This is a genomic window from Paraburkholderia sp., from assembly GCF_050742655.1.
Classification (GTDB): domain Bacteria; phylum Pseudomonadota; class Gammaproteobacteria; order Burkholderiales; family Burkholderiaceae; genus Paraburkholderia.
Map to the genome: position 1 here is coordinate 429,044 of NZ_JBOIGG010000003.1, position 23,204 is coordinate 452,247.

The following is a 23,204-nucleotide window of genomic DNA, read 5'->3' on the forward strand; positions in this document are numbered from 1 at the left end:
CGGCGCAGCTGCCCAGCTCCCTGTCATCCGTCGCACACACGCTAACGTTCCTGAAGAAACTTACTCAATGCTCAGATTAGGTCGCCCTCGCCCAATCCACTTCGGCATCGCGCTGCTGGCAGCCGCAGCATATTTTCTGCCGATTCTGAAGGGTTCGAACGATTGGGGTGGCACAACACTGCCAGACAGACCGCTGAGCACAGCCCCCGTCGAGGGTGGCATTGCTGAAGTGACAGGCGTCGATATGCATGGCGAATGCACCTCGATGAAACGAACGCAGCATGCCACGTGGCTGGTGACGTATAAGCAAAGCACAGAGGCGACTCCGACATGGAAGATGGGTGCATCGACCGTTGTACTGGACTCGCTTTTACCGGCGAAACAAACGACCGATCAAAAGAAGAAGGATGAGCTTGACGCCTCAGCGAACGGGCTGTCCAGTTTGACCGGTCATTGGTCCACCCTGGTTTCGAAGCTTGACAGCTCAGGCGTGTTCCAGCCGGTCGCCACGGTATCAGACCTCGCATGTCTGCGAACCACGCCGGATGGCGCGATCACATATCTGCAAACGGACCTTGACGTTCGCTCGCGAAGCGACAGCAACGATTCGGGCGCTCGTCCTATGCAGACTGCAGTATTCCGGTCCGATGATCAGGGGAAAAGCTGGAGGTGGTTGAAGGACGGCTTTTTCCCGGATGCATCCTCCAGCGCGGACCATGTGCGCCCATCCTTTTTTAACAACCAGGAAGTGTGGGCGTGGAGTGACTATCAAAGTTCGGCAGTACCGGCTGATGCTTACCAGAACGGAGGTGACGCTCTCCAGTCGGCCATGCATCTGTTTTATTCGCCCGACGCAGGCGAGAGCGTGCAACAGATAAAGGCGACTGGGCCATTGCTGATGTCCCGGGACGAAGCGGTCAAGCACTTTCCTGCTGAAGCCACTCGGACCGATAGCACTGGCAATGACGACATGAAGGGATTTGTTGTACAGCTGAGCGACAGCCATGCGCTTGCATGGATATCGCAGTCATTCTTTTACGGTACCGAGGACGACCATCTGGCGCACCTTTACCCGGTTCTCACACAGGTCGATCTACAGCGTAACGGGAATACATGGATTATCGGGTCGGTAAAGCGCACAGAGGGTGTCAATCTTGAAAGGGTGAGACAGACTCCCAGCGGCCAGATTTACGCTGTCATGGCGCAATCGAGAGCCGACAATGTTGTCGCGCGTTTCGATATGCCTTCCCTCTCCTGGAAGCCGCTGACCTCGACGCCAAACCAGTTTTCGCCACTACCAGCACGCGCCGATATCACAAATCTTTGGGTGAGCGAAAAGCGCCTTGTGATTGACGTCTCGTCGCAGTACACCGTTCCGCGTTTTTTCTATCCGTTCGGTTACGACCGAGCCACGTTCAATGGTAGCGCCTCTTTCTATTCGGATGACCAGGGACAACACTGGATTCACCTGAAGACCACTGGCAACTTGCTGACCCTGGACCCGGGCACCGACGAACTCATGACAGCACCATATGACCGGTCGCTAGCGGAGGATTCCACTGCGCCTGTTCGTGCGTACCGGCTTCGCAACTAGCCGTGGTTAGCACGTGGGGTTTATCCGTCACGACAACTATAGGGTTCAAGTCGCCGGCATGCATCCCTCAACGGACAGCATGCATGCGGTTAGCCAGGCGACGCAGGACGCACAACAGCCAATGACGGGATATCGAAAAGACAGCGCGGCAACAGATCACTGTGCATCGCGGGACCGCGACGTACACGTCGCACCTCGTCTTGTGAAAATCCAGACGGTCGACGTCAATTCCCTACGATTTCATGAAGGCACGCACGTTGTCCTGTCCGACGGGGCGACGCTGGGTACCAGTCACCTGTTCGAAATCCTCATGATGGCCTCGATGGCGCTGGCAGGAAAACCGGTCCGGTGCGCTGGCATTCTGCCCGGCGTCACGATGTGGGCGACGACGGGCGCGCTCCGGGTTCTGGATGGCGAAGAACCTGAACTGCTGACCGCCGATATCTGGAGCAAGGTCCGCCCCAAACTGGTCAACTGGCTGACGATGCCGGCTTCGCCGCCGGGTATCACGATGGCGCTCGGCACGGAGATTCGACTGGAATTCGGCTGGGACGACCGGCATCGTGTTCGCGAAGGCGCGATCGGCATCGATGTCGCGCACGACAGCGCCGCCGTTGCACGTTATGCCAAGCGGCGCAGGCAAGCCCCTCTTGCTGATGGGCGACCGGTGGCCGCGAGACAAGGCGCGACTTCACGAAGGGATGACCTGCGCGCCGATATCCGCCAACGGCTTGTGCAAGCCTTGCTGCGCTCGGGAGACGCGGCAACCGATCCTAGGCTCGCCCGTCTGCCGGGACCAGTCCGCTATCGGGTCACAGGCGCGCTCGCGGCATGGGATGCGGTGCGCGAAGCTGTTGATCGCGTGATGTCACCTACGCTGACGGAGATACTGAAGTCCAATAGCATCCTGTCGATGACCCGATACCTTGACCAGTTCACTCGCGACCTGCTGCCGCATGGTGTCGATGGTCGCCCAGCCGACATGATGGCAATGGTCGCCCAGTACAGCACGATCTGGCTAGCCTTTGAGGCCAGGCACGGTGTGTTCTACGAGCCGACACCGCCGCTGCACCGGTTGCTCGATGCTTCGTACATCGCCGACGATGTGCCGATCGGCATGGTCAGGCTGCCGGCAGACACACTGTGCATCATTCCCGAGCCCACACGCTGGAAGCGAGCGGGTGATATCGAGGCAATCGCGATCTTCAGGACGGAGCACTCGCTGGGATTTGCGACGTGGCTTAGTGTAGAGAGCGCGACTGATAGTGCGGCGATGGACTCGATTACCCTCCCGCTGGACGAGCCGGACAGGACAATCCGCGAGCTGGTCGATGAAGTGTTCAAGGCACCGCCATCCGCGCATCGACAGTCGGCAACCGACGACGTCGACGAGCGGGAGTGGTGGCGCAACGCTCTCAACTACGCGATCAAGATGCTGCTGTACCTGAATGCGCGAGATGCCCAGGTCGTGGATGATCGCGGCTATTCGAACGCACAGCGTCATTTCAACGGCCTTGGCAAGCGCAGGCGCGCAGAGCGGCTCACGGAGATCGAGCAGCTATACGATCGGCATATCGTCGGTCCGGCGATTCTCGACATGCAAGCCGCGAGGTCTGTGCCGACGGATGGCGAGCCCCATGAAGTCCGGGGTCACTACCGGCGACCGCATTTCCGGATGCAGCCGTACGGCCCGCAGGCATCGCTGCGCAAGCTGGTCTTCATCGGTCCCACCATCGTGCGGGCTGACCGGCTGGGGCTCCAATGAGATGAATGTGGATGACCTGCTACCCCATTACGAGTACGAACTCGGGCTGTTCGTGCGGGCACTGACGGAATTCGCCGTACGCTACCCGAAGATCGCGACGCGGCTCGGTATCGAGAGCGGGCGCACCGACGACATGCATGTGGAAAGGCTGATCCAGACCTTCGCTTTCGTTCTCGCCCGCATCGACTCGAAGGTCGCGGACGACTATCCGGAATTTACCGAAGCGTTGCTGGAGATTGTCTACCCCCACTATCTGCGGGCGGTGCCGTCGTGCGCGATGGTTCAGTTCGACCCCAAGGGACTTCTAGGACAATTGACGGCGCCCTTTGCCGTGCCGCGCGGCACGATGCTGAACGCGCGCACCGCGCCGTGCCGGTTCCGGTCTGTCTACGATGTAACGCTCAGTCCGTTGCGGATTCATTCGGCGCGATACGCGCCGACCACGCTGGCCCCGTCGAAAGTGAACCTCCCCCCTGATGCGACGGGGCTCGTGTCGATCACCTTCGCCTCGGCAGCCGGCCGGTTCACCTCAGCTGTGCCAGACGGCCCGGTCCGGATTCATCTTTCCGGCGAAAGGCCGTTTGTCGCAACCCTCCTTGACACGCTGCAACTGCGTTCGCTCGCTGCGTATGTAGAAGTTGACGACGATGGACGATGGCATGCGCTGTCGACGATCCCGATTGAGGTCGTCGGTCTGGCTGATGACGAGCGTTTGCTGCCACAAAGTCAGCACACTAACGCGACAGCGTTCAGTTATCTGCTGGAGTATTTCGCGTTTCCCGAGATGTTCGACTTCGTGGATATCGACCTGGGCCGGATTCGCCGCGCAGCGCGCGCACCCGATGCCCGGATGCTGACGTTACACGTAGCAGTGCGCGACACGCCTGTCGACTCGCCTGCTGCAGCGATGTTGGGCTCGCTTGACGAACGTGCATTCAGGTTGTTCTGCACGCCCATCGTCAACCTCTTCAGGCGCACTGCCAGGTCGATCGTCCTGACCGGACAGGAAGCGCACCCCATCCATCCGGAGCCGCTCGCCGCACGTTCTCCGATCCATGTGTATTCCATTGATGCGGTGCACCTTGGCGCAAAGACCGACAGCAAGGAGAAGGATCGGTCCTCTGCCACTGACGGGCCGCGCCGTGCGGTGCCACCATACCGTGCATTTGGCCATGGACATTCGCCTGAGGCGTCGGACATTTACTGGGTCGCCTTCCGCGACGTAGGGAAAGCTGGCTTAAAGCACTCCCGCTCCCTGCTGATGTTCTCACTGGTAGGGCTGGACGGCCATCCGACCCGGCCTGCACAACCTCAGGTCGATATCGAGACCACCGCCACCAACGGCGATCTGCCGTCGCATCTCCCGATCGGCAATCCGCTCGGCGACCTGCTGCACGAGGGCGGAGCCCTGGCATGCCCGGTTACGTTGTTGACCCGACCGACGTTGCCGGCCGAACTGCCCCGCGGAAATGGTGCGTTGTGGCGCGTCCTTTCGACGTTGTCGAGGCACCCTATCGATCTGACGCGCAACGGGCTATCTGCCTTGAAGGAGCTCCTGCGACTCCACGCGGCGCGCACCACTCCGCTCGCACAAAGCTGTGTCGACGCGATCACTGATCTGAACTACAGATCTTCGATGAGATGGATGTCTCTCGATAGTCAGTTTCCATCATTCGTAAGGGGCATTGAGATTGTCCTGTCGTTTGACGAGGGCTCACAGCGAGACGTCAATCTGGGCGTATTCGCAAAAGTACTGGAGCGGTTCTTCGCCCCGTACGGGTCGACGAACAGCTTCGTGCAGCTGGTCATCTGCTCAACGCGAACCGGCAAGGAGCTGGTACGTGGCGCGGCCTTTGCCGGCACGCAGTCCCTGATCTAACCGTAGACAGATCGAGCAAGACCCTAAACGTGGGTTGGCCGGGATGAAGCCTTATGCGCCGCAGCGCATAAGGCTGAACCTTGTTCGCCCCCTAGGGCGCGGACTGTTCGAGTGAGTGTCGCCGCAACGATGAGGATCGTCAGAGCGCGTGGCAACGGCAAGACAACGCCGGGGTGCGGGGAGATATGACTTCCTTGTTACACTGCCCGGGACCATTTGCCCTCAAAGCCACGCGATGAAAGTCCTGATTATCGAAGACGATGTAGCCATCGCGACCAACCTCTACGATTATCTGGAGAGCGCCGGCTACGAAGTGGACATCGCGTCGGACGGCGTGCAGGGACTGCGTCTGGCCACGACCCAGCATTGGGATGCGGTTCTGCTCGACCTGTCGCTGCCGGGCATGGACGGGTTGACAATTTGCCGCAAGCTGCGCGAAGAGGCGCATCGGGACACGCCGGTGTTGATGCTCACCGCAAAAGACACGCTCGAGGACAAGCTGCACGGGTTCGGGCAAGGCGCGGACGACTACCTCGTCAAGCCGTTTTCGCTCAAGGAAGTGGGCGCGCGGCTCGGCGCGCTGATCAAGCGCTACAACGGCCAGGTGACGCAGGCCGAGCTACGGTGCGCGGATCTGCGTTTCGATCTGGCCACGCTCACCGTCGAACGTGCCGGACGACCGGTCAGGCTGCCGCCGAAGTGCCTGCATCTGCTGCGCATCCTGATGCAGTCTCCCAACCGTGTGTTCGGTCGCGCCGAGCTCGAAACACAAATCTGGGGCGAGCAGTTGCCGGACAGCGATACGTTGCGCGCGCATGTCTATACGCTGCGCCGGGCGCTCACCACGCACGGCGAGGACGATCTGATCGATACAGTCCACGGTCTGGGCTACCGTCTCGTGGTGAGCGATGCAAACACGCCGTAGCCTGCGCTTCAAGGTCGCGCTGGTTTTCTCAGCCCTGACGATCCTGCTGCTCGTCGCGCAGGCGCTCGGCGTGAAGGCGCTCGCCGAGGCGCAGGAAGAGCGGCTTATCGGCGCGCTGATCGAAGACGACACGGCCAGCCTGTTGCAGAGCTACCGGACGAACCCTGCCCTCGTGCCGCCATTCAATCCGCAGCTCGGCGGTCACGTTGCCCCGGCCGGCGCTGCGCACATCGCTCTACCTGCATCGGTCAAGGATCTGCGCAACGGCACGCATGAAATCATCCTCGACGGCCGCGAGATCCACGTCGCGATCGTGCCGTTCGGCGATGCGAGGATCTATCGGGTCTACGACTTCAGTGCGTACGAACAGCGTTTCAAGGAGGTCATCAATGCGCTGATGGTCGGCACGGGCATCTTCGCGCTGCTTGCGTTCTGGCTCGCATTCGGCCTGTCGGGTCTGCTGGTGCGGCAGGTGGCCGGATTCGCCCGCGAGGTCCGTGCGTTGAGACACGGTTCCGCCACGGCAGTGAATCCCGCCCGGTACGACGAAGCAGAGGTCATCGAACTTGCTGAAGTATTCAACGACTACCACCGGCGTATGGCGGAGATGATCGAGCGGGAAAAGGAGTTCACCGGCAACGTCAGCCACGAACTGCGCACGCCGCTCACGGCGATCAAGACCAGTTGCGAGCTCCTCGATCAGGACACGGCCATTGGCGCGAAGTCCAGAACGCGGCTGCAACAGATCGATCGCGCGGCCGACAACATGATCGGACTGGTCAACGCGTTGCTGCTGCTCGCACGGGAAGCGTCGCCAGCGGATGTCGGTCCGGTACGCCTCGTCAGCGCCGTCGAGGACGCGCTGGACCCATTTGCCGAGGTTCTGGTTGCCAAAGGTATCGACCCGGTTGTTGACGTCGACAGCGGCTTCATTGTCGAGGTCAACCGCCCGGCGCTTGCGATCGTCCTGTCTAATCTGATCGACAACGCTGTCCGGTACACCGACCGAGGTAGCGTCCGTTTCACCTATACGGATGGCTGGTTGCGGATCGAAGATACGGGCCGCGGCATATCTGCGGAATCCTTGCCCCATGTATTTGAGCGGTTCTATCAGGCGAGGCCTGCACGGGTAGCGAGTCGCGGCTTCGGCATCGGTCTGTCGATCGTGAAGAAGATCTGTGATCGCTATCAATGGTCGATCAAGCTCGACAGTGAATCCGGCAAGGGCACGCGCGTCTCTCTGCATTTGCCGCCAGTCGAACGAAAATTTCCCGACTTCACCTGAACTTGACGTCTTCTTGACGAAAACTTCACACCCCGGCGAGTAGCATCCTCGTCTGTTGTTGCATCGATCCGATGCGACGTCCGCCCGCGCACCCGAATCAGGCGCGCGCGAGACCACTGGATGCCGACATGCGCCGACCGTTGCTCCTTGCCTGTGTCGTCCTGGCAGGGTGCGCGACCTACCATCCCGCACCCCTCGCGCCGACGCAGCTCACGCAAGCCTTTGAGGAGCGTTCGCTCACGAGTGACGCGCTGCACGTGTGGCTCGCGCACGAACTGGCGCACGACATCGAATGGCCGATGCCCCGCTGGAACCGCGAGATGCTCACGCTCGCGGCGTACTACTACAGCCCGGCGCTCGATATCGCGCGTGCCCAATGGGGCACCGCGAAGGCAGGCATCGACGTCGCTGGCGCAATACCTAATCCGGTACTGCAACTGCCGTTCCAGTACGCGACGCCGAACCCCGGACCGGGTGGACCCTACGTCACCGGCCCCTCACTCGACATTCCAATCGAGACGGCACACAAGCGCGGCTACCGCATCGACCAGGCGTCGCACCTGTCGGATGTGGCGCGCCTGAACATGGGCAATGAGGCGTGGAAGGTGCGCGCCCAGGTACGCAATGCGCTGCTATCCCTCTACGCCGCGCGGCAGCGTGTGACGTTCCTGTCGCGCAAGGCCGACGCGCAGCAGCAGATTGTCGGCATGGTGACGAAGCGCCGCACGGTTGGCGAGAACGCCGGCCCGGATGTCGATGCGGTCGTGCTGGCGTCGACCCAGGCGCAGGCAGACCTCGCCGGGGCACGCAGTGCCGGGCAGGATGCGCGGGCGCAGCTCGCCGCAGCGATCGGCGTGCCGGTCACGGCGCTCGATGCAGTCCAGTTCGATTTCGGCGCAATGGACGACGGACCGCCGGCGCCACCCATTGCTGACGCGCAGCGCGAGGCGATCCTCCATCGCGCCGATCTGCTCGCGTCGCTGGCCGAGTACGCAGGCGCGGAATCCGCGTTGCAGCTCGAAGTCGCGAAGCAATATCCGGACATCCATCTAGGCCCGGGCTACACATACGACACGGGCACCCACAAGATCGGGTTCGGGCTCGCCGGCATCACGCTGCCGGTCTTCGACCAGAACCAGGGGGGCATCGCGCAGGCCGAGGCGAAGCGCAAGGAGGCGGCCGTCCGCACCGCTGCGCTGCAGGACACGATCCTCGGCGACCTCGACCACGCGCGTACGCATTACCAGGCGAGCCTCTCTGCAGTCCAGCTGTCTGCAGCGCATCGAGCGGCTGCACGCAGGCAGCTGAACAGCCAGGCCGCCAGCTTCGCCGCCGGCAACACGGACCGTCTCGCACTCACGCAAGCCAGGGCGGATTACCAGGCGAGCGAGATCGCTCATCTGGATGCCCTCGTGGTTGCACGGCAGGCAGCCGGCGCACTCGAAGACGCGATGCAGCAGCCTCTCAAACCAGAGGCGGCAAATGAAACCGTGACCGAACAAGAGATACGGCGATGAAACGCCGGCTATTTCTATTTTGCGCCTTCACGCTGGCATTGGTTGCCGGCGCGTGCTGGTACATCTATCAGACGCTCTACGCGAGTCCGCCTGCCAGAAGCACGCCAGCGCAGGTGGCGCCCCAGCCAACCGTGCAGACCGTGAACGGCGAAACGGTGGTGGTGGTCGGCACCAACGCGCAGCGTGCGAGCGACATCGACGTCGCACCGCTTGTGGTCGTGCCGGTGTTGCCCGAAAGCAGCGCGTACGCGACGGTGATCGACCTGCAGCCGCTCTTCGACCTGCGCAACCGGCTGGCCGCGGCGCTCGCGGATCGTGACAGCGCACGCGAGCAGGCGGCAGCAGCGCGCGCCCAATATGACCGCAGCCGCGTGCTGTTTGCGGACGACCGCAACATCTCGCAGAAGAGCCTGCAGGACGCACAGGCGGTCATGCAGGCTGCCCAGTCGAAGCTGCAGTCAGCTGACGCGGCGCAGAGCGCGCTGGCCGCGACGCTGCGGCAGCAATTCGGCGATGCACTGACGAGCGCCGCGATGGCGCACGAGTCCGGGCTGTTCCAGCGCCTTCTGGCTGGCCGGACCGTCGTGTTGCGCGTCACGCTGCCTGCCGACTCCAACGAAGACGCGCCCGCGAGAATCACAGTCGATGGGCCGGACGGCCAGCCGGTGGCGGCGCAGAGGCTCTCAGCCTCGCCACAGGGGGACCCGGCGGTGCAAGGCTACCCCTGGTTCTATGCGGCCGGGCGCGCGCTGCCCGTCGGCACGCGGACAAGCGCACATGTGCCGTCATCGAACCCGGGGACGTCCGCGCTCGTGATTCCCGAGCGTGCCGTCGTCTGGTACGGCGGACAGCCGTGGGCCTACGTGCGCACCGCGCCCGATCGCTTCACGCGGCGCTATGTGTCCGCCGCTTCCGAAGGCGATCAGGGTTTCGTCGTGACCAGCGGCTTTCATGCGGGCGACGCTGTCGTGACGCACGGCGCGCAACTGCTGCTCTCCGAGGAACTGCGGCCGCAGGGTATTGCGACGGCTTGCAAGGATCCACCCGAATGCGATGACTGACCAGGGATTGCGCCCCGCACAACACGAACCCAACCACTGCTCATGCTCAACGCGATCATCCGGTTCTCGCTGCGCTTTCGCGGCGTCATTTACGCGCTGGCCGTACTTCTCGCCGGCTACGGTCTCTATACGCTGACGCGTGCGAAGCTCGATGTTTTTCCCGAGTTCGCGCCACCGATGAGCATCGTCCAGACGGAGGCGCCGGGCCTGACCAGCGAGCAGGTCGAGACGCTCGTCACGCAGCCGGTCGAAAACGCGCTCGGTGGCATGGTCGGGTTGCAGTCGATGCGCTCGAAGTCGCTGCACGGCCTATCCGCGGTCACGCTGGTATTCGACGCGCACGCCGATGTTTTGCAGGTCCGGCAGCTGGTGTCCGAGCGCGTGGACGCGCTGGCCGCGACCCTGCCGGCGGGTGTGCAGCCGCCAGGGCTGCTGCCGCTCACGACCACGACCAGTGTCGTGCGCATCATCGGCCTGACGTCGAAGACCCGCTCGCCGATGGATCTGTACGACGTCGCGCGCTGGACGGTCAGGCCGCAGTTGCTGAGCGTGCCGGGCGTGGCCGATGCGATCGTGTTTGGCGGCGAAACGCGCCAGTTGCAGATTCAGGCCGATCCGGCGAAGCTGATGCGCTATGGCCTGTCGATCCTGGACGTGATCGCCGCCGCGCGCCTCTCGACCGGCGTGCGTGGCGCGGGTTTCGTCGAGAACGCGAACCAGCGCATCGCGGTCAACGTCGATGGCCAGATCACGACGCCTGACAAGCTTGCCGGCGTCGTGCTGCGCTGGAGCAACGGCGCGGCCGTGCGGCTCGGCGACGTCGCGACTGTTACCTGGGGCAGTGCGCCGGCGGTTGGCGCTGCATCGATCATGGGCCAGCCCGGCGTGATGCTGGTCATGGAAAGCCAGTACGGCACCAACACGCTTGCCGTCACGAAGGACATCGAGAAGACGCTCACCGCGCTCAGGCCGGTACTGGCCCAGCAAGGCGTCGACCTGAACGCGGACGTGTTCCGGCCGGCAAACTTCATCGACGTAGCGGTCGGCCACCTGCGCACGGCGCTGCTGGTGGGCGCGGTGCTGGTGATCGCCGTGCTGTTCCTGTTCCTGCTCAATGTGCGCACTGCCGTCATTTCGGCGGTTGCGATTCCGCTGTCGCTTCTGATCGCGATCATCGTGCTGACTGCGTTCGGTGTGAGCCTGAACACGATGACGCTCGGCGGCCTCGCAATCGCGCTCGGCGAAGTCGTCGACGATGCGATCATCGATGTCGAGAACATCTACCGCCGGCTGCGCGAGAACCGCAATCTGCACGTACCCCTGCCTGCATTCCGTGTCGTGCTGCGCGCGTCGCTCGAGGTGCGCAGTGCGGTCGTGTTCGCCACCTTCATCGTGATGCTGATCTTCCTGCCGGTGCTCACGCTTTCGGGCGTGGGCGGCAAGCTGTTTGCGCCGCTCGGCGTGGCATACATCCTTGCGGTACTGGCGTCGCTCGGCGTCGCGCTCACGCTCACGCCCGCGATGGCGCTCGCGCTGCTCGCGCGAGGGCCGCTGCCGGCGCACGAGCCCCGCTTCCTCACGTGGCTGAAAACGCGCTATGCCGCCGTGCTGCTGAAGGTCGAGCAGCGCGTGAAAACCGTCATGGTGGCTGTTGCGCTGATGTGCGTCGCGGCACTGGCCTCGCTGCCGTTCATGAGCGGCAACTTCATCCCGGAGCTGCGCGAGGGCCACTACATCGTGCATATGGGGCTGGCGCCAGGGACGTCGCTTGCCGAGTCGATGCGCATCGGCACGCAGGTCTCGCAGGCGTTGATGCACGTGCCGGGCGTGCGTCTCGTCGCGCAGCGCGCCGGCCGCGCCAACGAGGTCGTCGATCCCGTCGGTGTGCAGCTGAGCGAATTCGAGGTCGATCTCAAGCCGATGAACGCGTCGAGGCAGAGCACGACCCTTCGCCACATCCAGGACACGCTCTCGCGCTTCCCGGGGCTGACCACGTCGGTCAACACGTTTCTTGTCGAGCGCATCGACGAAACCATTTCGGGTGTGACGGCGCCCGTCGTCGTCAACGTGTTCGGCGACAACCTCGACGTGATCGACCGCAAGGCACAGGACATCGCCCGCCTGCTCGGGACGATCCGCGGCGCGGCGAGCGTGCGGGTGGAATCGCCCCCCGGCATTCCCGAACTCGACGTGAAGCTCAAACCCGATCAGTTGAGCCGCTGGGGCTTTCGTCCGGTCGAAGTGCTCGATGCGATTCAAGACGCCTATCAGGGCGCCACGGTCGCGCAAGCCTATGAAGGCAGCCGCACCTACGATGTCACCGTGATCCTGGCACCCGGGGCGCGCAAGACCCTCGGCGACATCGGTTCGCTGATGCTGCGCAATCCGGATGGCCTGGCCGTTCCGTTGCGCGAGCTGGCCACCATCGGCCAGGTCTCCGGCCGGTATCAGATCACCCACGACGGCGGGCGACGCATGCAGAGCGTCTCCGTGAATCTGGGCAGCCGCGCAGTGAGCGACTTTGTGGCGGAGGCGCAGGCACGCGTGAATCGCGAGATCGCGATGCCCAGGGGCACCTACGCGGTGTTCTCGGGAGAAAGCGAGGCGCGCACGCAGTCGCAGCGCGACCTGCTCGCGTACGGCGCCATGTCCATCGTTGGCATCGCGCTGCTGCTGTTCCTCGCGATGAAGAGCCGACGCGGTGTCGTGCTGGTGATGGTGAATCTGCCGTTCGCGCTGGTGGGCGGAGTGCTGGGCGTGGTGCTGACTGGCGGCAACCTGTCGCTGGGCGGTATGGTGGGCTTCGTGACGCTGTTCGGCATTTCGCTGCGCAACTCGATCATGCTGATCAGCCACTACGAACACCTGGTGCATGTCGACGGGATGTCCTGGGGCGTCGACACCGCGGTGCGTGGTGCGTCCGAGCGACTGATACCGATCCTGATGACCGCGCTCGTGACCGGGTTGGCGCTGCTGCCGCTTGCGGCGACGAGCGGCGCGGCCGGCAATGAGATCGAGGGGCCGATGGCGATCGTGATTCTGGGCGGGTTGATTACTTCTACCGTGCTGAACCTGATCGTGCTGCCCACGCTTGCACTGCGTTATGGCAACTTCGAGCGCGATACGCTGGCCGAGCCGCAGGCCGCGTCGTCGAACCGATAGGAACCGGGACTGCACATGCACGCATGGCTCACCAGCATCAGCACCCATCCGCATCTTGTGCTCGCGATCGTCTTCGCCGTCGCTTGCGCAGAGTCTCTCGCGGTCGTGGGTACATTTGTACCGGCAGGCATCGTGATGTTTGTCGCAGGCGCATTGATCGGGGCCGGCACGCTCAATGGCTGGGTCACGCTGGGTGTGGCCGCGCTCGGCGCGGTGGCCGGCGACGGAATCAGCTACGAGCTCGGCCGCCGATATCACCGCGAGGTGCGGACATGGTGGGTGGCGAAGGGACACGAGGCGGTCTACGAACGTGGCGAGCGTTTTGTTCAACGGCACGGCGGGAAAAGTATCGTGCTGGCCCGCTTCTTCGCGCCGGTACGCGCTATCGTGCCGCTGGTCGTCGGTGCGACACGCATGCCGCGGCGCACGTTTTACCCGATCAACACGGGCTCCGCACTGCTCTGGTCGCCCGCTCACATTGGCCCGGGCATCCTGTTCGGCGCATCGGCGCAACTGGCCGAAGCGGTCAGTGGCCGCCTCGCCGCAATGCTACTCCTGCTGGCGGCATTGCTCTGGGCTGTCGTGCAGCTGACTCACCTGGGAATCCGGCACGGCATGCCGCTGGCCAAAGCCGCATCGGAACGGGCGATACAGCGCCTACGTCACCGGCATCCGCGCCTAGCGAGCCGGTTGTCGGGCGTCCTCGATCCCGGCAAGCCGGAGTCCCAGACACTCCTCGTGATGGCACTGCTCTTCGTCGGCAGTGTGTGGCTATTCCTGGGCATCCTGCAGGATGTGACCGCACATGACCCACTGGTTCGGGCCGACACGGCACTGTACGGCTTCCTGCAAACCTTGAGGACTACGCCAACCGATTACGTGATGGCAACGATTGCCGGGTTCAGTCGCTATGGCGCGGGTCTGTTCGTGGCCGCTGGTGTTCTGATATGGCTGATCGCGCGGCGATGCTGGTACACGGCGGCCTGGTGGGTTGCGACGGTCGGTATCGCGGCAGCATTGAGTCCCGTGATCTCACCCGGGAGCGGCTATGTGCGCCCGTTCATGTGGCAAGCGGGCGCTGAACATACTCCGTTGCCCAGCGGCAATGCGACATTCAACCTGCTCGTGTACGGGTCTCTTGGCTGGCTGCTGGCCCGCCGGCAATCGCCCCTCTGGCGAAGCACGGTCCTCGCTGTCGTCACGCTCTGGATACTGATGACCGGGTTCGCGCGCCTGTATCTCGGAGAAAACTGGCTCGCGGACGTGCTGGGCGGCTGGAGCCTGGGACTTGCGTGGTTTGCGGTGCTAGCCGGGACCTACACGGCCCAGCGGGTTCGCGATGACGTGCAGCCAAGGATTCTCGCCTTCATTGTTATCGGGTTACTCGCGATCTTCGGCACCTGGACGAGCCCTGAGCGTTTGCAGACCGATCTCGCCCGGTACAGCCCCCGAACACAGGAAACCGCACTCACGCTCGAGCAATGGACCGACGCGGGCTGGCGCGGGCTGCCGGAAAGGCGCATCGAGTTAAGCGGCGATCAGGAAGAACCCTTCCCGTTGCAATGGGCCGCAGGTCCCGACGCGATCGCACACAGCCTCGAACCGGCTGGCTGGCGAGTCGCCCCCGCGTGGTCTGCCCGGTCCGTCTTGTTGTGGCTCTCGCCAGCGACATCGGTGGCGGCCTTGCCGGTGCTGCCGAAACTGGCACAAGGCGAACGCGCTGATCTGACGTTCGTGAAGTTCGATCCGCACCGGCCGATGACCCGGCTGGTGCTGCGACTCTGGCGATCCCGTTACCGGGTGACGACCGTTAACATGGCAGGCCGCGTGAGCGATGCGCCGGTCTGGTACGGTGCGCTGTATCAGGAGACGTTTCGCCAGCCGTGGCATCTGATCACGATCGGCGCGGGCACGGTCTGGCCGGAAGCGTCTGCCATCCCCAGCCTGCTGCTCGCGGACATGCGACTGTCGAACCAGTCGGCGATTGAAGACGGGGCGGTTCGACGTGCAGTGCTGGTTTTGCCAGCCGTTCCCGAGGTGCCGCCTCAATCCAGCGCTGAACCACGAACGGTCATGACGCAATGCGCTGCGTGGCGGGTCTGGATGGCTACCGCATCTGAATCTCGCGAGGCCAATAGCGTCCCGGTCGATCTACTTCCATCGATGACAACCTATGACCCCTGACACACCTACCGTCACCAGGATCGCCATTCCGCGCACGGTCTGGGCGCTTGGTTTCGTGAGCCCGTTCATGGACCTGTCGTCCGAACTCGTGCACGCGTTGCTGCCGATTTTCCTCGTCACCACGATGGGCATGAGCGTGACCGCGCTAGGCGTGCTCGAAGGCGCGGCGGAGGCGACCGCGATGATCGTCAAGGTGTTCTCAGGGCCGGTCAGCGACTGGCTGGGACGGCGCAAGGGCCTGCTGTTGCTCGGCTACGGACTGGCTGCATTCACCAAGCCGCTGTTTCCGCTCGCGACCACGCCCGCGATGGTGGTGACAGCCCGCCTGCTCGATCGCGTCGGTAAGGGTATTCGTGGCGCCCCGCGCGATGCGCTGATGGCCGACGTGGCGCCGCCGGAAATCTGCGGCGCGTGCTTCGGGTTGCGCCAGTCAATGGACACGATAGGCGCCTTTGTCGGGCCATTGCTCGCGATCGGGCTGATGCTCTGGTTCAGGGATCACATCCGGACCGTCATGTGGTTCGCGGTCGTGCCGGCCTTCATCGCGATAGCCCTGATCGCATTCGGTGTCGAAGAACCGGGGCACGCCCCGGCGCAGCGTCGCTTCGTGTTCCCGCTACACTGGCGCGCGCTGCGAGAATTCCCGGCGCGCTACTGGTTCATCGTCGCGATCGGCGCGACCTTTACGCTGGCGCGATTCAGTGAAGCGTTCCTGGTTTTGCGCGCCCAGCAGACCGGGCTGGACATCGCGTGGATTCCCGGTGTGATGGTGGTGATGAGCCTCGCGTATTCGCTGTCGGCGTATCCAGCAGGGATACTTTCCGACCGCCTGGACCGGCGCGTGCTGCTGGCGCTCGGTCTCGCGTTGCTGATCGCGGTGTGCAAGTCCAGGTTGGTTATCGCGCAGAGCACGCACACATCCCACCTCTTTCAGACCACCGGTCTTACAGATGAGACTTGAATCGACGGACAAAGAGCGACGCGGCCAAAGCTATGCACGCGGTACCTGTCAGTACCAGCGCAGGCGCCTCCAACGAACCACCTCTGTGCAACAAGAGCAGCGTCGCAGCAATCGGTGTCACTCCCTGGAATAGCGCCAACCCGATGTTGTAGCAGAATGCGATGCCTGTGAAACGCACGTGGGTCGGGAAAAGTTTCGCAAGCATGGCGACAAACGAGCTGTGTGTCATTCCGCCAAAGAGGCCATACAGCCCGAATAGAACACTCAGACTCATGCTATGCGTCGCGAGCGCATGGAACATCGGCCATGCTCCAACGGCCATACACAACGCTCCTAGCCTGAACATCCATTTTCTGGACGTAATGTCGGCGAGAGCACCTAATCCAATTGCAAAGACTGCGAGCGACGTAATACCGACACCAAGTGCTGCCGCGGCTTCTGTACCCGAGTAATGAAGAACGCGAATTAAATACGCCGGCAAGTAAGCCAGCAAGAACGCGTTATAGGTTCCGACGACGCACATCATCGAGAGCGCGAGCACGATCTGCGGCTTGTAGTCTCGGATGACTTCCGCAAATGGCGCCGTGACACGCACGGCCTTGGCTTTCTCGAATGCAGCCGATTCGCGCAGGTAACGCCGCGCCCATAAAAAGATAAACCCAAGTACCCCACCTGCCACGAAAGCGAAGCGCCACGCGTAGTCTTCGGCAAGACGCGTTGGCAGCAGGGTATGAAGCAGCACGTTGACGGTAGACGCGAACACTGAACCGGCGCAGCCGATCCCAAACAGGACTCCGCACGCCAGACCGAGGCGTTTGCCGGCCGACTCTGCGGCATAGGTAATAGCGCCGGCAACCTCACCGCCCACGCCAAACCCTTGAACGAGCCGCAAAAGAACGAAGCTGATTGTCGCTACGATCCCCGCACTCGCATAAGAAGGCATCAGCCCCATCCCGATGGTAGCCATCGATACCACCAGCATCGAAACAAGGAATATTTTTCGTCGTCCAAATTTATCGCCGAAATGTCCCATCACGATGCCGCCAATCGGGCGGATGAAATAGCCGCTGGCATATACAGCAAACGTACTGGCCAGCGACGTCGCCGCATTGCCCGTTGGGAAGAACGCCGCGGAGATGTAAGAGGCAAACAGCCCGTATAGCAGATATTCATAGCCTTCGAGCGCTCCCCCGAGGCTGGCGAGCAAGATAACGCGCAGCGATCCACTCGAGCTGTGCTGCTGTTGGGCTTCGATGCCGGTGGCGGGAAGTGCCCCCGTCAATTTGCTCATGTCTCCCCCATATTTCGGTCCACCGATTGGATTCAGTGACCATCACATATTGCCCGACGATTTTATACTTAATCGTAGGACGTAAAATTCGGGTAAACCGCAGACTAGCAGCATCTCCATGAGCATCAGTCAGCCCGGGAATGACCAATAATAGCCGGAGAAAACCATGTAGATCGGTCAGTGCCCAACGGGCACGACGTCAACCAATACGCACCGACTCATCGCAAGGAACACAAACTTTCTCTTGAAATTGTCCGACACTTTTACTAATATCGTCCAATACCAATAGTATTCGGTCCACGATATTGCCTCGCCTGTTATGTCGCTACTGGCGCGCTCGATCCGATACATCAGGAGAAAACGCATGAAAATCACGCAGGCACACGAAGCTGAATGGACAACCGTGTCGAATCATCGCGGCGGCCGCATCGAATTCAAGACGCTGCTGATTGGCACTGAGGGCGCGCCGGACAACTACTACCTGAGCCTTTACAAAGCCTTTGCCGACTTCGTCGCACCGGCGCACCGCCACAACTTCGATCAGATCCGGATAGGCCTGAGCGGCAAGCTCAATTACGGCAAGCACAAGGACATTCTGCCGGGCGAGATCGGATATTTCCCGGAAGGGCAGCACTATGGACCACAGGCGCAGGAGCCGAATAGCGACTGTGTGGGATTGGTCGTCCAGTTCGGCGGCGCAAGTGGCCACGGTTTCATGAGCCAGCGCCAGTTGCGTGAAGGCTTTCACGCACTTTGCCAGGTCGGCACATTCGTCGATGGTGTTTTTCGTACATCCGGCGATACGCCCCCTACAGGAGTGACAAAAAACCGTGACGGTTACGAAGCGATCTGGGAAGCGGTCAACGGAAGGCCGATCGAATACGTGCAGCCACGCTACGGTGCACCAATCCACCTCCATCCGCATGGCTTTGCGTGGCAGGAAATCAACGACGACGACCGTGTCCTTATAAAGCCGCTAGGCACCTTTACTGAGCGCTCGATAGAACTGAGTCAGGTCAAACTGGCTAGCGGCGCGATCTACGAGTTTCCGCTTCGCGCAGGCATTCGCCTTGTGTACGCGCTGGAAGGCGAAGGCGGCTGCAACGGCAGAACATGGACAAAGGGGACTGCGATCGAAATAGCAGCTGACGAATGCGCACGATTTGTTGCCACTCGTGAGTCGCTGCTGTTTGTCCACGGCTTGCCAATTTTTGCATCGCACGATGTTGCAGACCCTGCGGCGCACCGCGAAGCCCTCGCCTGACGCGAAGAAATCCCAAACGAAGGGATGATCGCATCGGTCATGGCACGGATTCCCTCACACCCAGCCACTCTCGCGAGACATAAAAATAATTAAGGAGACCAGAACTGATGACCAGAAAACTGCTCTTTTTCGCGGTGCTGTCTTGCGGTTCGACGGCAGCCTGGGCTCAATCGAGCGTTACGCTCTATGGCCTGCTGGACAACGGCGTGACATATGTCACCAACGCGGGCGGCAGCCACCAGGTTCTCGAGCAGTCAACAATCATGCGCGGCAACCGCTGGGGCGTCGTCGGGCAGGAGGCCCTCGGGGGTGGCATCGCCGCGATTTTCAGGCTGGAAAGCGGCTTTGGCGTCGAAAACGGTACGCTCGCTCAAGGCGGACGGGAATTTGGCCGCCAGGCTTATGTCGGCATGACCAGTCCGTACGGCACGATCACGCTCGGCCGCCAATACGACTTCGTCGTCGACTACGTCGGCGTCGTCGGTTCGTCGGCGTTGTTCAACACCGCATACGCATTTCATATCGGCGATATCGATCGCATTTCCGGCGGGCGCTCGGATAGCGCAGTCAAGTACGTCACCCCGGATTATCACGGTTTGACACTGGGCGCGATGTACGCGTTCGGAGATCTGAACACGCCCGGCGCGACGGGGCGGACAGTGAGCTTCGGAGCGCGCTACCAACGGGGAAATTTCACCGCAGGCGCCGTTTATACGGCGGTCTACGAACAGGTCATGCCGCTTGCAGCCTATTTCGGCACCACGACGCTGTTTGGTCGCAGCATCGGCACAGTCAATCCGAAGACAGGCGCAATCGTCGCGGCTAACGTCAATGTCGATCGTACGCAGACAGTGGCGGTCGGGGCCAACTATCGCTGGCAGAAGTTCGGGCTATACGGAATGGTGACAGGCACCAACATCCAGGTCGGCGGCAACTCGGGCAACTTCATGACGTATGAAATGACGGGCCAGTACAGCCCCACTCCCTGGCTCTCTTTTTCCGCTGGTTACGAGTACGAGACCTTCCAGGGAATGAAATATGGTCTCGCGGCCGCGACGGTCGACTATCGCTTCTCGAAAGCAACCGACGTGTATCTAAGCATGATCAACATGCATGCGTACAGCGGCGCCTACGCCGACATCCTGGGACTGGCAACGTCGACCTCCAGCATGCAGTCGACGATTCGCGTGGGAGTAATGCATCTCTTCTAGCGCTCCACGGCCTTTATGAACAAGCAAAGCACCTACCGTCGCCTGACCGATCAGCGGCGATTCAACTACCACATCAGTCGACCGATCGACACAGCTTGAGGAATTTAGCCATGAGTGCAGCAAAAGTCTTGAGGCAACGATTGGCGGAGCCCACGACCCATTTCGTGCCAGCCTGCTACGACGCGATGTCAGCGCGGATGATTCGCGATGCCGGTTATCCGCTCACGTTCCTGAGCGGATATCAGGTGTCTGCTACCCGCCTCGGCTTGCCCGATACGGGCTATCTGACCTTGACCGAAATGACCTCACAGGTTCGAGACGTGACGACCCGGTTGCCAGGTTTCCCCGTTATCGTCGATGCCGACACGGGTTATGGCAATGCGATGAACGTGCGACGCACGGTCCTGGAACTCGGCAAGGCCGGGGCCGCAGGGCTGCTGATCGAAGACCAGGTGATGCCCAAGCGCTGCGGCCATATTGGCGCCAAAGCCGTGATTTCACGCCCGGAAGCAGTGGCAAAAATTCGCGCCGCCGCGGACGCACGCGAAGAGTCGGGCGACGACATCGTGATTCTGGCCCGCACCGACTCTCGCCGGTTGCTGGGCTTTGACGAGGCAATGCAGCGTTGCCGCGAGTTTCAGGCAGTCGGCGCCGATATCGTGTTCATGGAGGCGCTACAGGACGTCGACGAAATGAAGGCATTCGTCAGCGCCATGGATGTCCCGACACTGGGTAACAACTCGCGTGGCAGCGAAACCTATATGCGCTATCTAGACCGGCAGATATTGCGTGAGATCGGCTTTCGTATCGTCATCGACCCCTCGCTTCTTTACAGCGTAGCTTCCGCCATCCGGACGCACCTGACCGCTCACAAGGCCGACGAGGAATCGGCCTACCCGCCACAAGTTTCGTTTTCCGAATTGAATGAGATAGTCGGCCTTCCCGCATTGAACGACATCGAGCGGCGCTATAGCGAGTGAGTGTAGTGGAACGCACTTGCGGTTTGACACGGCACGCGACCTCGACAAGGTCGTACCCACTTTGACACGAGTTCAATCATGACAGACATTGCACCGGTAATCACGCCAGAAGCATCGCACCAGGTACCGCTACGGCAGGCGCTTAGCGCCTTTTCGACCGGTGTCACCGTAGTGTCCACCGTGTCTGGCACGGGCGCCCCGGTCGGCTTGACGGCCAATTCGTTCAACGTGCTGTCGCTCGAGCCACCTCTTGTACTCTGGTCTTTGCGCACGAACAGCAGTTGTGTCGAGGCGTTTCAGTCAGCCTCACATTTCACGATCAATATCCTGTCGGAGCAACAGCTTGAGCTTTCGCGCCGTTTCGCACGGCCCGGCGACGATCGCTTCGACGGGGTAACCTGGCGCTTCGGCCCCGGCGCGGTACCTCGCATCCAGGGCTGTGCAGCCATATTCGAATGTCGGACTGTTTCGCGGCAGATCTACGGCGATCACGTTCTGATCATCGGTCGGGTCGAGGACTATCGCTATCAGGCAAAGCGTCCGCTTATCTTTCACCACGGTCGATATCACGCACTAGGCGAGCCGCTCTGATCACGAGTGACGCAAGGTGTCGAGTTGTTCGCGCATCGACGCTTTTCGCACAGGCGGGAAGGCAAAACGTCCAGCCTGCCGACACGACTTCAGTTCATACAACTTAACCTCTATACAGGAGCCAGCATGAGACAACGTTGCATCTCGGGAGATTCGCACATCGATCTGGGGTGGTTGCCACCGGATCTCTTCGTCGCAAACGCATCGTCGCACTTTCGCGATCGCATGCCCTATGTCGAGGACACCCCGAAAGGGCCACGCTGGACGACACGCAATGGACTTCATCTCGGCTTCGCCTGTGGACTCGGTGCATCCGGCCGTCCATATGAACCTGGCAAGCAGGCACGTGCCGACAGGATGGCTGCAGAAGGTCTGTTCGCAGATGGCATGCGTGGGGTCCGCCGGATATCTGAACCCCACCTGCGCGTCAAGGATCAGCAGCGCGATGGTGTGGATGGGGAGATTCTTTACGGTATTCTGGGAATGTCGGACCGGCTCAAGGACGAGGAAGCATCGGTTGAAATGCTTCGTATCTACAACGACTGGCTCCGCTCATTTTGTTCTCACTACCCAGATCGCCTGCTCGGCCTCGCCAATATTCCCTGTCATACGCCCGAGATGGCGCTCGAAGAAGCCCATCGCACCGTCAAGATCGGCGGTCTTCGAGGCCTCGACATGGCAGCCGCCTCGCCTGTCGCAAAACCTTATTACCATCCGGACTGGGATCTGTTCTGGGCCTTCGCGAGCGAAGCCGGCATGCCAGTGCACTTTCATACCTTCGGCCCGGAGTTTCCAGCTCAATGGGACACATGGGACCCGATGACGAAGGAAGGCGCACGGGGAGCGGCGTTCGCTTGCGGCCAGTTCTTCCGTGCGGCGCGCGTGCTAACGGGACTGGTGATGGGCGGCGTCCTCGACCGCTTTCCGAAGGTGAAGATCGTGTTCGCCGAATCGGGCATAGGCTGGATCCCCTATATTCTCGATCGCATGAACTGGTCATGGGACGAAGAATTCAGGCATACGCTTAAGCTGTCGTTACGGCCTTCGGAATACTGGCACCGGCAGTGCTTCGCGTCTTTTCAGACTGAGGAATCCGCTCTGCCAGTGCTTGAGTTCGTCGGCCTCGACAACATCCTTTGGGCTTCGGATTTCCCACACCCGGATGGTATCTGGCCGGACTCACAGACTTACATCGAGAAGCTCTTCGGCCACCTCAGCGCGGATGATCGTGACAAGGTTGCTTTCCGCAACGCAGCTGGTCTGTACGGTTTGCCAGTCTGAAACGCAGGCAATGGAGGAAGTGGTGTGTTCCTCGCGGAAAGCGCTCACTATGCAGGTGTGCGCCTGAAGAAACACAGCCCGCGCGCATTCGCACAACCACTAGCCACACCTGCCAGGTCCAGGAGCAAGCAAATCCGCGGCCCCCTGGAGCGCACGGTCGAAGCAATGACCATGCGTTCCAGAACGTCGGGGGAAAGGTCTTCGTTGAGTCGTTCCCGCGCTAGAATGGAGGCGTTATCTCGCGCTCGGAAAA

The 23,204-nt window shown here is 61.8% G+C and carries 15 protein-coding genes and 1 pseudogene; 15 read left to right on the top strand and 1 reads right to left on the bottom strand.

The annotated features are described in order from the left end of the window. The first annotated feature begins 67 nt into the window (after positions 1-67). The 10 genes and pseudogenes from ACREXZ_RS07085 to ACREXZ_RS07130 all read left to right on the top strand — a co-directional run. Positions 68-1,594 carry a hypothetical protein gene (locus ACREXZ_RS07085; RefSeq protein WP_431763321.1) on the top strand — a complete coding sequence of 509 codons (1,527 nt, stop codon included), beginning with the start codon at positions 68-70 and terminating at the stop codon, positions 1,592-1,594. Between the two features lie 79 nt (positions 1,595-1,673). Further along, positions 1,674-3,359 (top strand): hypothetical protein, encoded by a 1,686-nt coding sequence (locus ACREXZ_RS07090; RefSeq protein WP_431763322.1) that lies wholly within the window; start codon positions 1,674-1,676, stop codon positions 3,357-3,359. Between the two features lies 1 nt (position 3,360). Continuing rightward, positions 3,361-5,238 (top strand): type VI secretion system baseplate subunit TssF, encoded by a 1,878-nt coding sequence (gene tssF / locus ACREXZ_RS07095; protein ID WP_431763323.1) that lies wholly within the window; start codon positions 3,361-3,363, stop codon positions 5,236-5,238. Positions 5,239-5,473: 235 nt separating this feature from the next. Continuing rightward, positions 5,474-6,163: a response regulator transcription factor gene (locus ACREXZ_RS07100; RefSeq protein ID WP_431763324.1), complete on the top strand. Its 690-nt coding sequence runs from the start codon at positions 5,474-5,476 to the stop codon at positions 6,161-6,163. Beyond that, complete coding sequence (locus ACREXZ_RS07105) at positions 6,147-7,448, top strand: sensor histidine kinase (protein ID WP_431763325.1); 1,302 nt, start codon at positions 6,147-6,149, stop codon at positions 7,446-7,448. Before ACREXZ_RS07100 ends, ACREXZ_RS07105 begins: the two co-directional genes overlap by 17 nt. 128 nt (positions 7,449-7,576) lie before the next feature. Then, positions 7,577-8,965, top strand: a complete 1,389-nt coding sequence (locus ACREXZ_RS07110) for a TolC family protein (RefSeq protein WP_431763326.1) — start codon at positions 7,577-7,579, stop codon at positions 8,963-8,965. Continuing rightward, the gene (locus tag ACREXZ_RS07115) at positions 8,962-10,026 is read left to right on the top strand and encodes an efflux RND transporter periplasmic adaptor subunit (protein ID WP_431763327.1); all 1,065 of its coding nucleotides are present in this window, start codon (positions 8,962-8,964) and stop codon (positions 10,024-10,026) included. Before ACREXZ_RS07110 ends, ACREXZ_RS07115 begins: the two co-directional genes overlap by 4 nt. A 42-nt stretch (positions 10,027-10,068) precedes the next feature. Then, positions 10,069-13,188, top strand: coding sequence for an efflux RND transporter permease subunit (locus tag ACREXZ_RS07120; RefSeq protein WP_431763328.1), 3,120 nt, complete (start codon positions 10,069-10,071; stop codon positions 13,186-13,188). A gap of 15 nt (positions 13,189-13,203) precedes the next feature. Next, positions 13,204-15,372 carry a VTT domain-containing protein gene (locus tag ACREXZ_RS07125; RefSeq protein ID WP_431763329.1) on the top strand — a complete coding sequence of 723 codons (2,169 nt, stop codon included), beginning with the start codon at positions 13,204-13,206 and terminating at the stop codon, positions 15,370-15,372. Further along, positions 15,362-16,303, top strand: a pseudogene (locus tag ACREXZ_RS07130) (MFS transporter); the annotation flags it as partial. The gene ACREXZ_RS07125 and the pseudogene ACREXZ_RS07130, both read left to right, overlap by 11 nt. Before the next feature lie 13 nt (positions 16,304-16,316). Here the strand turns inward: ACREXZ_RS07130 and ACREXZ_RS07135 are convergent. Beyond that, positions 16,317-17,624, bottom strand: coding sequence for an MFS transporter (locus ACREXZ_RS07135; protein WP_431763330.1), 1,308 nt, complete (start codon positions 17,622-17,624; stop codon positions 16,317-16,319). A gap of 364 nt (positions 17,625-17,988) precedes the next feature. On the opposite strand from ACREXZ_RS07135, the gene ACREXZ_RS07140 reads away from it, so the two are divergent. The 5 genes from ACREXZ_RS07140 (at position 17,989) to ACREXZ_RS07160 (ending at position 22,951) form a co-directional block, all read left to right on the top strand. After that, positions 17,989-18,888, top strand: coding sequence for a hypothetical protein (locus ACREXZ_RS07140; protein ID WP_431763331.1), 900 nt, complete (start codon positions 17,989-17,991; stop codon positions 18,886-18,888). Positions 18,889-18,995: 107 nt separating this feature from the next. Then, entirely contained in the window at positions 18,996-20,099 is a 1,104-nt protein-coding gene (locus ACREXZ_RS07145; RefSeq protein ID WP_431763332.1) for a porin, read from the top strand. Positions 20,100-20,209: 110 nt separating this feature from the next. Continuing rightward, positions 20,210-21,079 carry an isocitrate lyase/PEP mutase family protein gene (locus ACREXZ_RS07150; RefSeq protein ID WP_431763333.1) on the top strand — a complete coding sequence of 290 codons (870 nt, stop codon included), beginning with the start codon at positions 20,210-20,212 and terminating at the stop codon, positions 21,077-21,079. A 78-nt stretch (positions 21,080-21,157) separates the two neighbouring features. Further along, a complete protein-coding gene (locus ACREXZ_RS07155; RefSeq protein WP_431763334.1) occupies positions 21,158-21,670 on the top strand; it encodes a flavin reductase family protein in 513 nt (170 codons plus the stop codon). 126 nt (positions 21,671-21,796) lie between these two features. After that, positions 21,797-22,951: an amidohydrolase family protein gene (locus tag ACREXZ_RS07160; protein WP_431763335.1), complete on the top strand. Its 1,155-nt coding sequence runs from the start codon at positions 21,797-21,799 to the stop codon at positions 22,949-22,951. Positions 22,952-23,204 lie beyond the last annotated feature (253 nt).

Coding starts and splice junctions, on each gene's coding strand:
- ACREXZ_RS07085 (WP_431763321.1), top strand. CDS start 68: ATGCTCAGATTAGGTCGCCCTCGCCCAATCCACTTCGGCATCGCGCTG.
- ACREXZ_RS07090 (WP_431763322.1), top strand. CDS start 1,674: ATGCATGCGGTTAGCCAGGCGACGCAGGACGCACAACAGCCAATGACG.
- tssF (WP_431763323.1), top strand. CDS start 3,361: ATGAATGTGGATGACCTGCTACCCCATTACGAGTACGAACTCGGGCTG.
- ACREXZ_RS07100 (WP_431763324.1), top strand. CDS start 5,474: ATGAAAGTCCTGATTATCGAAGACGATGTAGCCATCGCGACCAACCTC.
- ACREXZ_RS07105 (WP_431763325.1), top strand. CDS start 6,147: ATGCAAACACGCCGTAGCCTGCGCTTCAAGGTCGCGCTGGTTTTCTCA.
- ACREXZ_RS07110 (WP_431763326.1), top strand. CDS start 7,577: ATGCGCCGACCGTTGCTCCTTGCCTGTGTCGTCCTGGCAGGGTGCGCG.
- ACREXZ_RS07115 (WP_431763327.1), top strand. CDS start 8,962: ATGAAACGCCGGCTATTTCTATTTTGCGCCTTCACGCTGGCATTGGTT.
- ACREXZ_RS07120 (WP_431763328.1), top strand. CDS start 10,069: ATGCTCAACGCGATCATCCGGTTCTCGCTGCGCTTTCGCGGCGTCATT.
- ACREXZ_RS07125 (WP_431763329.1), top strand. CDS start 13,204: ATGCACGCATGGCTCACCAGCATCAGCACCCATCCGCATCTTGTGCTC.
- ACREXZ_RS07135 (WP_431763330.1), bottom strand. CDS start 17,624: ATGAGCAAATTGACGGGGGCACTTCCCGCCACCGGCATCGAAGCCCAA.
- ACREXZ_RS07140 (WP_431763331.1), top strand. CDS start 17,989: ATGAAAATCACGCAGGCACACGAAGCTGAATGGACAACCGTGTCGAAT.
- ACREXZ_RS07145 (WP_431763332.1), top strand. CDS start 18,996: ATGACCAGAAAACTGCTCTTTTTCGCGGTGCTGTCTTGCGGTTCGACG.
- ACREXZ_RS07150 (WP_431763333.1), top strand. CDS start 20,210: ATGAGTGCAGCAAAAGTCTTGAGGCAACGATTGGCGGAGCCCACGACC.
- ACREXZ_RS07155 (WP_431763334.1), top strand. CDS start 21,158: ATGACAGACATTGCACCGGTAATCACGCCAGAAGCATCGCACCAGGTA.
- ACREXZ_RS07160 (WP_431763335.1), top strand. CDS start 21,797: ATGAGACAACGTTGCATCTCGGGAGATTCGCACATCGATCTGGGGTGG.